This is a genomic window from Micromonospora sp. NBC_00860, from assembly GCF_045207375.1.
In the GTDB taxonomy this organism is placed as follows: Bacteria; Actinomycetota; Actinomycetes; order Mycobacteriales; family Micromonosporaceae; genus Micromonospora; species Micromonospora vinacea.
Genome location: NZ_CP108825.1, coordinates 3788580 through 3802125 on the forward strand (window position 1 = coordinate 3788580; position 13546 = coordinate 3802125).

At 72.1% G+C, this 13546-nt stretch carries 13 protein-coding genes; 7 read left to right on the forward strand and 6 right to left on the reverse strand.

Annotated elements, in window-relative coordinates:
- Positions 1–138: 138 nt before the first annotated feature.
- Genes OH804_RS17385 through OH804_RS17395 form a run of 3 tightly spaced genes read left to right on the forward strand, consistent with a single transcriptional unit; the run spans position 139 to position 2229 of the window.
- Positions 139–1059 carry a proteasome assembly chaperone family protein gene (locus OH804_RS17385; RefSeq protein ID WP_406058132.1) on the forward strand — a complete coding sequence of 307 codons (921 nt, stop codon included), beginning with the start codon at positions 139–141 and terminating at the stop codon, positions 1057–1059.
- 37 nt (positions 1060–1096) lie between these two features.
- Positions 1097–1894: an exodeoxyribonuclease III gene (locus OH804_RS17390; RefSeq protein ID WP_196922133.1), complete on the forward strand. Its 798-nt coding sequence runs from the start codon at positions 1097–1099 to the stop codon at positions 1892–1894.
- A gap of 17 nt (positions 1895–1911) precedes the next feature.
- Positions 1912–2229, forward strand: a complete 318-nt coding sequence (locus OH804_RS17395; protein WP_406058134.1) for an antibiotic biosynthesis monooxygenase family protein — start codon at positions 1912–1914, stop codon at positions 2227–2229.
- Positions 2230–2408: 179 nt separating this feature from the next.
- On the opposite strand, the gene OH804_RS17400 is transcribed toward OH804_RS17395, so the two are convergent.
- Together OH804_RS17400 and OH804_RS17405 are read right to left on the reverse strand one after the other, a co-directional pair.
- Positions 2409–3209: a class F sortase gene (locus tag OH804_RS17400; protein WP_406066571.1), complete on the reverse strand. Its 801-nt coding sequence runs from the start codon at positions 3207–3209 to the stop codon at positions 2409–2411.
- A gap of 118 nt (positions 3210–3327) precedes the next feature.
- Entirely contained in the window at positions 3328–3969 is a 642-nt protein-coding gene (locus OH804_RS17405; RefSeq protein WP_406058136.1) for a hypothetical protein, read from the reverse strand.
- Between the two features lie 130 nt (positions 3970–4099).
- Between OH804_RS17405 and trmB the strand changes: the two genes are divergently transcribed.
- The 4 genes from trmB to OH804_RS17425 all read left to right on the forward strand — a co-directional run bounded on the left by trmB (position 4100) and on the right by OH804_RS17425 (position 9367).
- Positions 4100–4807 carry a tRNA (guanosine(46)-N7)-methyltransferase TrmB gene (gene trmB, locus OH804_RS17410; RefSeq protein WP_406058138.1) on the forward strand — a complete coding sequence of 236 codons (708 nt, stop codon included), beginning with the start codon at positions 4100–4102 and terminating at the stop codon, positions 4805–4807.
- Between the two features lie 112 nt (positions 4808–4919).
- Positions 4920–7433 (forward strand): RNA helicase, encoded by a 2514-nt coding sequence (locus OH804_RS17415; protein WP_196922129.1) that lies wholly within the window; start codon positions 4920–4922, stop codon positions 7431–7433.
- 156 nt (positions 7434–7589) lie between these two features.
- A complete protein-coding gene (locus tag OH804_RS17420) occupies positions 7590–8234 on the forward strand; it encodes a hypothetical protein (protein ID WP_196922128.1) in 645 nt (214 codons plus the stop codon).
- 239 nt (positions 8235–8473) lie between these two features.
- On the forward strand, positions 8474–9367 hold the full coding sequence (locus tag OH804_RS17425; protein ID WP_406058140.1) for a hypothetical protein: 894 nt from the start codon (positions 8474–8476) through the stop codon (positions 9365–9367).
- Between the two features lie 151 nt (positions 9368–9518).
- Here the strand turns inward: OH804_RS17425 and OH804_RS17430 are convergent, their stop codons facing one another.
- The 4 genes from OH804_RS17430 to OH804_RS17445 are packed head-to-tail and all read right to left on the reverse strand — an operon-like array spanning position 9519 to position 13540.
- Entirely contained in the window at positions 9519–10466 is a 948-nt protein-coding gene (locus OH804_RS17430; RefSeq protein WP_406058142.1) for an ABC transporter substrate-binding protein, read from the reverse strand.
- The gene (locus tag OH804_RS17435; RefSeq protein ID WP_406058144.1) at positions 10466–11404 is read right to left on the reverse strand and encodes an ABC transporter ATP-binding protein; all 939 of its coding nucleotides are present in this window, start codon (positions 11402–11404) and stop codon (positions 10466–10468) included. The genes OH804_RS17430 and OH804_RS17435 overlap by 1 nt, the downstream gene beginning before the upstream one ends.
- A 19-nt stretch (positions 11405–11423) precedes the next feature.
- Positions 11424–12497: an iron ABC transporter permease gene (locus OH804_RS17440; RefSeq protein ID WP_307788646.1), complete on the reverse strand. Its 1074-nt coding sequence runs from the start codon at positions 12495–12497 to the stop codon at positions 11424–11426.
- Positions 12494–13540, reverse strand: coding sequence for a FecCD family ABC transporter permease (locus tag OH804_RS17445; RefSeq protein ID WP_406058146.1), 1047 nt, complete (start codon positions 13538–13540; stop codon positions 12494–12496). The genes OH804_RS17440 and OH804_RS17445 overlap by 4 nt, the downstream gene beginning before the upstream one ends.
- Positions 13541–13546 lie beyond the last annotated feature (6 nt).

Consider the following 13546-nt stretch of genomic DNA (forward strand, 5'->3'; position numbering starts at 1 on the left):
GATTAGTCCGGTCACGCCCACCACCCGGCCAACGGATCGCCCGGCGCAGGAATGCACCAGGATGGCGGGTACGTTGCCCGAACGGGTGCCCTCCGCGCGACGGCACCCCGCAGGCACATTTCAGGGAGGTCCGCACCGGTGCTCGACCCACACGAGCTCTACCAGCTCACCGACGATCTGTCCGACCTCGGGCAGCCGGTCCTGATCCAGGCCCTCACCGGGTTCGTGGACGCCGGGAACGCCAGCCGACTGGCGCGTGAGCAGCTACTCACCTCGCTGGAGGGTCGGCCGATCGCCACCTTCGACGTCGACCAGCTCTTCGACTACCGATCGCGACGACCAGTGATGACCTTCGTCGAGGACCACTGGGAGAGCGTCGACGCGCCCAAGCTGGAGCTGCACCTGCTGCAGGACGACGACGAGACCCCGTTCCTGCTGCTCACCGGCCCCGAACCGGACCTTCAGTGGGAGCGTTTCGTGGCCGCCGTCGCCGGGCTCGCCGCCCGGTTGGACGTCCGGCTCACAGTGGGGCTCAACTCGATCCCGATGGCGGTCCCGCACACCCGGCCGACCGGGGTGACCGCGCACGCCACCCGCCCCGAGCTGATCGCCGGCTACGAGCCCTGGCTGCAACGCGTCCAGGTGCCCGGCAGCGTCGGTCACCTGCTGGAGTTCCGCCTCGGCGAGCAGGGCCGCGACGCGCTGGGCTTCGCCGCCCACGTGCCGCACTACGTGGCGCAGACCGAGTACCCGGCCGCCGCCGAGGTGCTGCTCACGTCGGTCTCCCGTAGCACCGGGCTGCTGCTGCCCGGCGACGGGCTGCGCTCGGCCGCCGAGGTGGTCCGGGTGGAGATCGACCGGCAGGTCGCGCAGACCGAGGACGCCGCGGCCCTGGTCCAGGCCCTGGAGGAGCAGTACGACGCGTTCGCCCGGGGTCGGGGCGAAAAGAGTCTGCTCGCCCCGGACGCCGGCCCGCTGCCCACCGCCGACGAACTGGGCGCGGAACTGGAACGGTTCCTGGCCGAACAGACCCGCCCCGGCGACACCCCGGGCAGCTGACCGGGCGTCGCGGCGGCGGATGCGGCAGGCTGGGGGCATGCGCCTGGCGACCTGGAACGTCAACTCGGTGAAGGCCCGCCTACCCCGGCTGCTGGAGTGGCTGGCCGACACCGGGCCGGACGTCGTCTGCCTGCAGGAGACCAAGTGCCCCGACGGCGCCTTCCCGGCGACCGAGGTGGGCGCGCTGGGCTACACAGTGGCCAGCCACAGCGACGGCCGGTGGAACGGGGTCGCCATCCTGTCCCGGGTCGGGCTGGGCGACGTCCGGGTCGGGTTCGCCGGTGAACCCGGTTTTCCCGAGCCCGAGGCCCGGGCCATCTCCGCCACCTGCGACGGGGTGCGGGTCTGGTCGGTGTACGTGCCCAACGGCCGGACGCCGGACGACCCGCACTACGCGTACAAGTTGGCCTGGTTCGCGGCGCTGCGCGACGCGCTGGACGCGGAGCTGGCCGGCGGGTTGCCGCTGGCGGTCTGCGGCGACTTCAACGTCGCCCCGACCGACGCCGACGTCTGGGACCCGGCGGTCTTCACCCACTCCACGCACGTGACCCCGGCCGAGCGGGCAGCCCTCGCGGCACTGCGCGACCTGGGCCTCAGCGACGTCGTGCCCACTCCGATGAAAGGCCCCCACCCCTTCACCTACTGGGACTACCGGGCCGGCATGTTCCACCAGAACAAGGGCATGAGAATCGACCTGGTGTACGCGTCCGCGCCGTTCGCCCGAGCCGTCCGCGCCGCGTACGTGGACCGCGAGGCCCGCAAGGGCAAGGGCCCCTCCGACCACGCCCCGATCGTGGTCGACGCGGACCTGGTCCCGGCGGTCGAGACGTTCTGAGTGGCTAGGGTGGGCAGATGGCAGTCGTGAAGATCAACGCAATCGAGGTCTCGCCCGGTGGCGGCGCTGAGCTGGAGAAGCGGTTCGCCGCCCGGGCCGGCACTGTGGAGAACTCCCCCGGCTTCCTCGGCTTCGAACTCCTCCGCCCGGTGGCCGGCGAGACCCGCTACTTCGTCTACACGAAGTGGGAGAGCGAGGAGGCGTACCAGGCGTGGGCCGCCGGCCCGTCGCGCGCAGCCCACGCCGCCGCCCCCGGCGAGAAGCCCCGTCCCCCGGTCTCCACCGGCGCCAGCCTGCTGGAGTTCGAGGTGGCGCTGCACGTCCCACAGCCCTGACCACCCCGCTCCGCGATCTTGCACTTTCTGTCGACCTGCGGGTGCCGCCGGCTTGATCCACTCGGGTTCACGGAAACCGCGGTGTCCGGGTCGGTCCGGCACCCCGACTTCAATGAAACCGAGTCGATCAAGCGGCAGCTGCCGGCCTGGCGCGCAGCCGACCAGGCGAGCGGGCGGTCTCAGGACTTGCGGGAGGACTGGAGGGTGGCGAAGGCGATGACGTTGTCGGCGTAGCCAGTGCGGCCCCCGATGAACTGGCCGCCGCAGGTGATCAACCGCAGCCCGGGTGGCCCGTCGTGGCCGTAGATCCGCTCGGCGGGCAGCTGGTCCTTCGGGAAGTGCTCGACGGTGTCGACCCGGAACACCACCACCGACTCGTCCGCCCGGGCCACCTCGATCAGGTCGCCGGGGTGCAGCTTGCCGAGATCGTAGAAGACCGACGGGCCGCTCTTCGTGTCCACGTGCCCGACGATCACGGCGGGGCCAGGCTCGCCGGGTGTGGGCCCGCGGTCGTACCAACCGGTCTCGTTGTGCCGTTCCAGCGGCGGTACGGCGATCGAGCCGTCCCGCGCCTGCCCGACGGGCGCCACCGGCGCGGCCACCTTGATCGCCGGCACCGACAGGCGCACGGGCCGACTGGCCGACAACCCGACCGACTCACTGCGGGCCGGCCGGTCACCGCCGGTCGGAGCCAGGTCGAACGGGCCGACCGAACGGCCCAGCCCCGCCCCGGTGGCGAAGACCCCGGCCAACACCAACACCACTGCCAACGGTACGGACCAGGGGCTGCGGCCGGACGGACGACTGCGCCGGGGGGCGACGGCGGTCGGCGGGCGCGCCGCAACGGACGGGCGGTCGGGATCCGGCGGGCGGTCGGGATCTGGCGGGCGCTGGCGATTTGGCGGGCGCTGGGGACCTGGCGGGCGGTCGGAGTCCGCCCAACCGTCGTCCACCGGCAGCCGAACGTCATCGGGCGGCAAGGCAGGGCGGCCGGCGAACGGCTGGCGGACAGCATCCGGCGGCGACGTGGGGCGACCGGGCGACGGCGGGCGTGAACCGGCCGGCGGCGGCGTGGGGCGGAAGATAGTCATGGCGGGCTCAGCGACGCGTGGCGGCTCGGGGGCGGCGGAACGCCATCACGGCGAGGATCAGCCCGGTGATGGTCAGTGCCGCGCCGCCGGGCAGCAGCAGCTTGCCGGTCATCCCGCCGCTGCTCCCACCGAACCCGGTCGCCGGCCCCCGACTCGGCTGGTTGGGGATCTTCTTGACCACCTGGAGCATTGTCGAGGCGGTCTCGCCGTCGCGGCACTCCAGCTTGACCCGGTAGTTGCCGGGGCGGGTGCGCTCGCGGACCATCGGCGCGGCGGTGAGCACCCCGCGCTGGGGTTGCACGCCGACCGCCCCGAAGGCGTCGGAGACCACTGTGGCGCCGACCGAGTTGTCCCGACAACTGGCCCGGATGCCGACCAGGTAGCCGGGCTGCACGGTGCTGGGGCTCACCTCGACGAAGATGTCCACCGACGGCGCCGGTTGGGGAGCACTCCCGGGCGGCCCTCCCGGCTGCGGCGCGGGCGCGACGGCGACAGCCCACTTGGGCGCGGCAAGATCAGCCCACTCGGGCGTGGCACGAGTGGCGAGGGCATGCTCGGGTGCGGCGAGGGCGGGCGTGGCGGCCAGCAGGGGGCCGGCGAGCACTGTCACCAGCGACAGGGTGACGACGCCGCGGGTCACTCTCACCATGCCCCCTCTCGACGCCGTGCGGCCGGGTCGGGCAGTGGAGCACCCGACCTGCCGTACCAGTTGGATCCTCTCATTTCCGGTCGCACATCACATCCGATCCGGCGGCGGCGTCGCGTACGCTCGGGTCGCTGTGACCGCCACCGACCATGACCCCGCCGTCCCGCCCGCGAGCCGGACGATCCGCACGTTCCACCCCCGCCGGGGTCGGATGAGCGACCGGCAGACCGACGCGCTGAGCCGGCTCTGGCCCGCGTACGGCCTGGATGTGCCGGACGGACCTGTGGTGCCCGTCGACCTGGCCGACCTGTTCGGTCGTCGGGCGCCCGTCGTGCTGGAGATCGGCTCGGGCATGGGCGACAGCACCGCTGCGATGGCTGCCGCCGACCCGGATCGAGATTATCTGGCGGTCGAGGTGCACACGCCGGGAATCGCCAACCTGCTCCACCTGGTGGAGCGCGGTGCCCTGCGCAACGTGCGGGTGGCGCAGGGCGACGCGTTGTCGCTGGTCAGCGGCTTGCCCGAGGGCGTGTTGGACGCTGTGCACGTCTTCTTCCCGGACCCGTGGCCGAAGTCCCGCCACCACAAGCGGCGGATCATCCAGCCGGCGCACGTGGCGCTGCTACGGTCCCGGCTGCGCTCCGGCGGCATGCTGCACTGCGCGACCGACTGGGCCGAGTACGCCGAGGCGATGCGGGAGACCCTCGACGCGGACCCGGAGCTGGTGGACGCGTACGGCGGTTTCGCGCCGCGTCCGGCGCACCGCCCGGTGACGAAGTTCGAGCGGCGGGCGATCACGGCCGGTCGGCCAGTCGTCGACCTGCTGTACCGCCGACCGTGACCGGCGAAACGCCCGGACCGGAACGCGGCGGGGCGTTCGGGACGCCCGGACGGGGGTCCGGTGCGGGCCGGGTTGGCGTACCGGGGCATGATCCAGGCACCATGGACAGGCTATGACGCTCACCGCCGCGCTGCCGACAAGCGCCGACCCCGACACCCTCTTCGACGCGTTCGCCGGCTGGGCGAAGGAGCGCGGCCTCGACCTCTACCCCCATCAGGAAGAGGCGGTCATCGAGATCGTCTCCGGCGCCAACCTGATCATGAATACGCCCACCGGCTCGGGTAAGAGCCTGGTGGCGATCGCCGCGCACTTCGCGGCCCTCGCCGACAGCCGGACGACCTTCTACACCGCGCCGATCAAGGCCCTGGTGTCGGAGAAGTTCTTCGCGCTCTGCGAGGTCTTCGGCGCCGAGAACGTCGGCATGCTGACCGGCGACGCCAGCGTCAACGCCGACGCCCCGATCATCTGCTGCACCGCGGAGATCCTGGCGAACCTGGCGCTGCGCGAGGGCACGAAGGCCGACGTCGGCCAGGTGATCATGGACGAGTTCCACTTCTACGCCGAGCCCGACCGGGGCTGGGCGTGGCAGGTGCCGATCATCGAGCTGCCGCAGGCCCAGTTCATCCTGATGTCCGCCACCCTGGGGGACACCACCCGCTTCGTCGACGACCTGACCCGGCGCACCGGGCGGCCGACCGCCGTCGTGCGCACGGCCGAGCGGCCGGTCCCACTCATCTTCTCGTACGCGATGACGCCGCTGCACGAGACACTCGAGGAGCTGCTGGAGACCAAGCAGGCCCCGGTGTACGTGGTGCACTTCACCCAGGCCGCCGCACTGGAACGCGCCCAGGCGCTGACCAGCGTCAACGTCTGCACCCGCGCCGAGAAGGACATGATCGCCGAGGCGATCGGTGGTTTCCGGTTCACCGCCGGCTTCGGCAAGACGCTCTCCCGGCTGGTCCGGCACGGCATCGGCGTGCACCACGCCGGCATGCTGCCCAAGTACCGCCGCCTGGTGGAGACCCTCGCCCAGGCCGGCCTACTCAAGGTCATCTGCGGCACCGACACCCTCGGCGTCGGCATCAACGTGCCGATCCGCACCGTGCTGTTCACCGGCCTGTCCAAGTACGACGGGGTCCGTACCCGGCTGCTGAAGAACCGGGAGTTCCACCAGATCGCCGGGCGGGCCGGCCGGGCCGGTTACGACACCATCGGCCGGGTCGTGGTGCAGGCCCCCGAGCACGTCATCGACAACGAGAAGGCCCTCGCCAAGGCCGGCGACGACCCGAAGAAGCGGCGCAAGGTGGTCCGCAAGAAGCCGCCGGAGGGTTCGATCGGCTGGGGCCAGCCCACCTTTGACCGACTGGTCGACGCCGAACCGGAGCCGCTGACCTCCAGCTTCCAGGTCAGCCACTCGATGCTGCTCAACGTCATCGGCCGGCCCGGGGACGCGTTCACAGCGATGCGGCACCTGCTCACCGACAACCACGAGGAGCCCGCCGCGCAGCGCCGGCACATCCGCCGGGCGATCGCCATCTACCGGGCGCTGCGGGCCGGCGGGGTCGTCGAGGAACTGCCCGAGCCGGACGAGACCGGCCGGCGGATCCGGCTCACCGTCGACCTCCAGCTCGACTTCGCCCTCAACCAGCCGCTCTCCCCCCTCGCGCTGGCCACCATCGAACTGCTCGACGCCGAGTCCCCGTCGTACGCGCTCGACGTGCTGAGCGTGATCGAGTCGATCCTCGACGACCCCCGGCAGATCCTCTCCGCGCAGCAGTTCAAGGCGCGCGGCGAGGCGGTCGCCGCTATGAAGGCCGAGGGCATCGAGTACGAGGCGCGCATCGAACTGCTCGACGAGGTGACCCACCCGAAGCCCCTGGCCGAGCTGCTGGAGGCCGCGTACGAGATGTACCGGCAGGGTCATCCCTGGGTCGCCGACCACCAGCTCTCCCCCAAGGCCGTCGTCCGCGACATGTACGAGCGGGCCATGACCTTCACCGAGTACGTGCAGTTCTACGGGCTGACCCGCTCCGAGGGTCTCGTCCTGCGCTACCTGGCCGACGCGTACAAGACGCTGCGCCAGACCGTGCCCGAGGACGCCAAGACCGAGGAACTGATCGACCTCATCGAGTGGTTGGGCGAGCTGGTCCGCCAGGTCGACTCCAGCCTCATCGACGAGTGGGAGCGGCTGCGCAACCCGTCCGACGTGGCCGAGGTGGCCCAGGCGCACGCCGCCCTGACGGATCGGCCACCGGCGGTGACCCGCAACGCGCGGGCGTTCCGGGTGCTGGTGCGCAACGCGCTGTTCCGCCGCGTCGAGCTGGCCGCGCTACGCCGCTGGGACCTGCTCGCCGAGTTGGACGCCGAGGACGGCTGGGACTACGACGCGTGGGCCGACGCCCTCGGGCCGTACTTCGAGGCGTACGACTCGATCGGGGTCGGGCCGGACGCCCGGGGTCCGGCACTGCTCATGATCGAGCAGGGTCGGGAGCGGTGGACCGTACGGCAGATCTTCGACGACCCGGACGGCGACCACGACTGGGGCATCAGCGCCGAGATCGACCTGGCGGCCTCGGACGAGGTCGGCGCGGCGGTCGTTCGGATCACCGACGTCGGCCAGCTCTAGCGAGCGTCCCGACAGGGGGTCGTCCGTACGCCGGACGGCCCCCTTTGTCGCGTCTTCCACACCCCTTCTTTCGCTGGGCGATGTCAGACCCGTCGATTAGAATGTATGTACTAATCGAGTTCCTGACCTGCAGGATTACGACCCGGGAGGACGCCCGTGACCGCTCCCGCCTCCACACCCCTCACCCCCTACGCCACACTGCTCGGCTTCACCCGCTACGTCGATCGCACCGGCCCCACCAAGGCGACCTTCGTCGGCGGGCTGCGCAAGCAACGCGCCAGCCGGTCCGGCTTCAACCCGCACGGCCAGTTCGTCAAGGCACTCAAGGCCGACATCGCCTTCCACACCGGCGGCACCCACCTGGCCGGGGTGGCCGACATCGTCAAGCCACGCTGGCGCCCGCTCTACCAGGCGCTCGTCCCCGGCGCCACAACCTGGTTGCACTCCCTCGGCGAGCCAGCCGCCATCGATCTCGCCCAGACCCGCGACGCCCTGGCCATGCTGGGTGACCTGCCCGTCAAGATCAACCCCCACTTCGGGGTACGCCACGCCGACGGCCGCGCCGAAGCGGTCCGCCTGCACTTCGACGAGGCCCCACCGAGCGAGGAGTCGGTGCTCGCCACCCTGCACCTGATGGCCCGTCACATGGACGCGGTGCTCCCGCACGCCGAGCCGGTCCTGGTCGACGTCCGCCGCGGCCTGGCCCACCGCATGCCCACCGACGCCAAGCCCGACCAGATCGAACGATGGCTCTCCGGCGAGGCCGCCGCCTTCCGCGCCATCTGGTCCACCGCCGCCTAACCCCACCCCCGCCCCACACTCCCCCACCCACCCACCCACCCACCCACCCGGCCGGCCGGCCGGCCGGCCGGCCGGCCGGCCGGCCGGCCAAGATCCGCGCAACTTCGGGGATGCTGCTGTCTGCGTCGCGAGAAGGCAGCAAGAACAGCGAAATTGTGCGGATCTTGGCGTTCCGGCCTCTGCCCAGGGTTATCCACAGGGGCTGCAGGCGAACGCGAACGCCGGTCATGGTGTCTGTCATGCCTCTTTCCCCACGACGGCCGGCGAGTCTGCAGGGACGCGTCTTCCGCGGTTCCCGCGTCGTTGCCCAAGGCCTGCTGACCCGGACGGAGCTGCGCAGCGCGGCATGGCGTCCGCTGTTCAGGGACGTCTACGCCGATGCCCGGCTGGCGGTCACCCACCGCACTCGTTGTACCGCCGCGGCACTGTGGGTTCTGCCACCGGGCGCAGCGATAGCCGGTCGCAGTGCCGCAGCGCTCTACGGCGCGGCGTCGGTCGCCAACCACGAGCCCATCGATGTGCTCGTGCCCGCCGGCAAGCGGTTCGGTCCGGTCTCAGGGCTCGTTGTGCACACGGGTGCGATCGCCGCGACCGACATTGCGGTACGTCAGGGCATCCCGCTGACCACGCCGACGCGCATCTGTTGGGACCTCGCCCAGTGGCTACCAACGGAGGACGCCGTCGCCGTCGTGGATCGCCTGGCCAGCCAACGGCTGGTGACGCTCCCTCGACTGCGCGCGGCCTCCCGAGCACGGATCGGCGACCGGGGCTGGAAGCGGATGGTGCGTGTCGCTGAGCTCGCCGACGCGGGCGCGGAGTCGATCCCGGAGTCCCAGCTTCGCGTGCGAATAGTGCTCGCCGGGGTGCCGGCGCCCGTGACGCAGTTCGTGGTCGAGCGCGATGGAAGGTTCGTGGCCCGTCTCGATCTGGCGTGGCCGCACCTCAAGGTCGCCGTCGAGTACGACGGGGTGTGGCACGACGATCCCGAGCAGTTCCACCGAGACCGCCGCCGCCTCAACCGACTGCTCGGTGAGGACTGGATCGTCCTGCACGTCACCGCGAAGCGGTTCCGCGAAGACTTCGACGGCTTCCTCGCCGAACTTCGTCAAGCCCTCCGGTCCCGCTCCCGCTGACTCTGCGTAAGACCCAGACCCAGCAAGATCCGCGCAACTTCAGGGATCCTGCTGCCTGAACAGCTCACGAGGCAGCAGTTTCCCCGAACTTGCGCGGATCTTGGATGGTGTGCGCGGGGTGCGTCACGCCGGGTGGTCCTGGTGGGGTGTGTCAGGCGGCGGGGAGGTACTTGGCCAGGTCGTCGAGGATCTTGTTGGCGGCGCCGACGCCGATGCCGGTCATCCAGACCTCGTCGGAGACGGGGTACGCCTTGCCGGCCTTGACCGCGCCGAGGCCCTTCCAGAGCGTCCCGCCGGCGACCTTGGTCTGCTCGGCGGCGGCCTTGTCGCCGTACGCGGTCACGAAGATGACGTCACCGTCGACCTCGTTGATCCGCTCGGGGCTGACCAGGTCGAAGCGCTTGTCCTCCTTGTTGGCGAGCAACTGCCGCTCGGGGCGGCCCAGGCCGGTGTCGCCGATGACGATGCCGGAGAACGAGTCCGGGCCGTACACCCGGATGTTGCCCGGGATGAACCGCACGATCGACACCTTGCGGGCGGCGGGGTCGCCGAGCGTGGCGCCGAAGTCCTTGGCCCGCTTCTCGTACGTGGCGAGCAGATCCTTGGCCTGCTGCTCGCGGCCGAGCGCCTTGCCGTCGAGGAGGAGGTTGTCCTTCCATGTGATGCCCACCTTCTCGGTGAACACCGTGGGCGCGATGGCGGCCAGCTCGTCGTAGAACTTCTCCTGGCGGAACTTGCTGCCGAGGATGAGGTCCGGCTTCAGCGCGTTGATCGCCTCCAGGTCGGGCTCGGTGAGCACCCCGACCTCCTTGATGCCGGTGAGCTTGTCCGCGCCGAAGTACGTCGGCCAGCTCTTCGCCTCACCGGCGGTGGCGGCACCGACGGGCGTGATGCCCAGCGAGAGCGCGGTGTCGATCTTGTCGGTGTCGAGCACGACGACGCGCTTGGGCTCGGCCGGGACCTTGGTGGTACCCATGGCGTGGGTGATCTCCCGGGTCTCCCCGGTGGTGGAGCCGGCGACCGGGTCGCTCTCACCGCAGGCGGTGAGGCCGGCACCGAGGGCGACGGCTGCGGCGAGAGCTGCGACGAGACGACGCATCAGAGTCCTTTCGAGGGGTGCGAGCCGGCGAGCGGGTTGGCCGCGTCGCCGGTGGCGGGTCGGGCGTCCGGTACGGAGGCCGTGGGCGATTTGGGGTCTTCCGCGTCAGCGGACGCGGCGACGGAAGCCGGAGCCGGACGGGCAGCGGCAGCCGGAGCGCTGCCGCCGGTGTACGCGGGCACCACCAGCGGTGCGCCGGTCACCGGGCAGGGCACGACCACGCAGGCCAGCCCGAAGACGTCGCGGACCAGGTCGGCGGTGAGGATGTCCCGGGGCGGTCCGGCGGCGACCACGGCGCCGGCGCGCATGGCGACGAGGTGGTCGGCGTAGCGGGCGGCCTGGTTCAGGTCGTGCAGCACGGCGACCACTGTGCGGCCCCGCTCGGAGCGCAGCCGGTGCAGGAGGTCCAGCACCTCCACCTGGTGGGCCAGGTCGAGGAAGGTGGTCGGCTCGTCCAGCAGCAGGGCGTCGGTGTCCTGGGCGAGTGTCATCGCGATCCACACCCGTTGCCGCTGACCGCCGGAGAGGCTGTCCACCGGCCGGTCGGCCAGGTCCGTGACGTCGGCGAGGGCCATCGCCTGGTCCACAGCGGCACCGTCCTCCGCCGACCACTGCCGCCACCACCGCTGGTAGGGCTGTCGGCCGCGCCCGACCAGGTCTGCCACCGTGACGCCTTCGGGCACCAGCGGGCTCTGCGGCAGGACTCCGAGGCGGCGGGCGACCTCCCGGGTCGGCAGGTCGCGGATCGCGGTGCCGTCCAGCAGCACTGTGCCTCGGCGAGGGGTGAGCAGCCGGGCCATGGTGCGCAGCAGGGTGGATTTGCCGCACGCGTTGGGCCCGACGATCACGGTGAACGCGTCGGTGGGCAGGTCGAGGTCGAGCCCGTCGAGCACGGTTCGCTCGTCGTAGCCGGCGACCAGGTCGCGGGTGGAGAGCATCACACCACTCCTTGAGGCGTCACGACGACCGCCGCCGGCCGCGCAGCAGCAGGAAGATCAGGTACGGGCCGCCGATCGCTGCGGTCAGCACACCGGCGGGTAGTTGGGTGGGTGCGAACAACCGCCGGCCGGCCAGATCGGCCAGCACCAGCAGGAGGGCGCCCAGCAGCGCCGCGCAGACCAGCGGTGGTCGTTCGGCGCGTACCAGTCGACGGGCCACCTGCGGGGCGACCAGCGCCACGAAGTCGACGGCGCCGACCTGGGCGGTGACCATGGCGGCGACGAGTACGCCGGTGCCGGCGAGGCCGATCCGGCGGGCCACCGGGCGCAGCCCGACGCCCCGGGCGGTGTCGTCGTCCAGGGCTGTGCTGTTCAGCGCCCAGCCGGCCCAGGCCAGCACCGGCAGCAGCACCAGCAGCGTGCCGGCGATCCAGGCGGCTTCGGTCCAGCCCTTGCCGGCGAGGGTGCCGATCAGCCAGATCTGCGCGCGCAGCCCGTCGATCGGGTCGGCGGTGAGCATGACCACCTCGGTGAGCGCCCGGAAGCCGAACGCGACCGCCACCCCGGCGAGCACGAACCGCTGCGCGGCCAGCCCGTGCCGGGCACCGAGGGCGAACAGCAGCACCGCCGCGAGCAGCCCGCCCACCAGCGCGGTGGGCGCCACCAGCACCGCGGCCATTCCGCTGGTCAGGGCCACTGTCGCGGCGAGGCCGGCGCCCTGGGTGATGCCGATGACGTCCGGGCTGGCGAGCGGGTTGCGGGCCACGCTCTGGATCAGCGTGCCGGCCACGCCGAAGGCGGCGCCGGCCACGGCCGCCAGCACGACCCGCGGCAGCCGAAGATCAAAGACCACGAGGTCGTACGGCGTGCCGGCACCGGAGAGGGCGCGCAGCACGTCGGCCGGGGCGACGTACGGGGTGCCCAGCGAGAGGCTGAGCACGACGGCGAGCAGGAGCAGCACTGTCAACGCGGCGGCCACCAGCACCGCGCGACGGCGGATCAGCAGGCTGACCGGGCCGATCCGCAGCAGCGACCGCCCGGGCAGCCGAGCCGCGTCGGCACCAGCCGAGCCTGGGCGCAGGGTGGTGGTCACGCGGTCACCACCCGGGCGCGGCGGACCAGCACGGCCAGCAGTGGCGCGCCGATCAGGGCGGTGACGATCCCGGCCGGGATCTCGCCGGGCGGGGCGACGAGCCGACCGACGATGTCGGCGGCGAGCAGCAGCGCCGGCCCGAGCAGGGCGGAGACGGCGAGGGTCCAGCGGTGGTCCGCGCCGACCAGGGCGCGGGCCAGGTGCGGCACGGCCAGCCCGACGAACGCGACAGGTCCGGCGGCGGCTACCGCGGCACCGGTCAGCAGCACGGCGGCGAGGCCACCACCGAGGCGGACCAGGCCGATCCGGTGGCCGAGACCACGGGCCACGTCGTCGCCGAGGGCCAGGGCGTCGAGCCCTCGGGCAACCAGGGCGGCCAGCACCAGCCCGGCGAGGACGAACGGCAGCACCTGCGCGGCGACCGACAGGTCCCGGCCGGCCAGCCCGCCGACCACCCAGAAGCGGTACTCCTCGAAGGTGCGGGCGTCGATGCTGAGCAGCGCGTACACCCCGGAGGCCAGGCTGGCGTCGAGCGCCGCGCCGACCAGCGCGAGGGTGACCGGGCTGGCGCCCTCGCGGGCGCGGGTGGCGATGGCGAAGACCAGCAGCCCGGCGATCAGGGCTCCGGCGATGCCGAACCAGACGTACCCGGCGAGCGTGCCGACGCCGAAGACGGAGATCGCGAGCACCACCCCGAACGACGCGCCCGCGCTGATGCCGAGGATGCGCGGCTCGGCGAGGGGGTTGCGGGTGAGCGCCTGGAACAGCACGCCCGCCACGGCGAGCGCGAGCCCGACAGCGAGGCCGAGCGCGGTCCGCGGCATCCGCAGCTCACGGACGATGGTGCTGGCGTCGCTGCCGTCAGGTGCGACGAGCGCGTGCCAGACCTGGTCGATGCCGAGTTGTCGGCTGCCGAGCGCGAAACTGGCCAGCACGGTGAGCAGCAGCACCAGCGCGGCCGCGACGGTGACGGCCACCCGGCGGCCGGTACGGGTGCCGGACCGGTTGCGGGCCGGGGTCGGCCGGGCGGCGAGGGTGGTCACGAGTCT

Bases quoted from the DNA above. Each gene is read 5' to 3' on its own strand.
- OH804_RS17390 (WP_196922133.1), top strand. From the start codon at position 1,097: ATGCGCCTGGCGACCTGGAACGTCAACTCGGTGAAGGCCCGCCTACCC.
- OH804_RS17395 (WP_406058134.1), top strand. From the start codon at position 1,912: ATGGCAGTCGTGAAGATCAACGCAATCGAGGTCTCGCCCGGTGGCGGC.
- OH804_RS17405 (WP_406058136.1), bottom strand. From the start codon at position 3,969: ATGGTGAGAGTGACCCGCGGCGTCGTCACCCTGTCGCTGGTGACAGTG.
- OH804_RS17415 (WP_196922129.1), top strand. From the start codon at position 4,920: ATGACGCTCACCGCCGCGCTGCCGACAAGCGCCGACCCCGACACCCTC.
- OH804_RS17425 (WP_406058140.1), top strand. From the start codon at position 8,474: ATGCCTCTTTCCCCACGACGGCCGGCGAGTCTGCAGGGACGCGTCTTC.
- OH804_RS17430 (WP_406058142.1), bottom strand. From the start codon at position 10,466: ATGCGTCGTCTCGTCGCAGCTCTCGCCGCAGCCGTCGCCCTCGGTGCC.
- OH804_RS17435 (WP_406058144.1), bottom strand. From the start codon at position 11,404: ATGCTCTCCACCCGCGACCTGGTCGCCGGCTACGACGAGCGAACCGTG.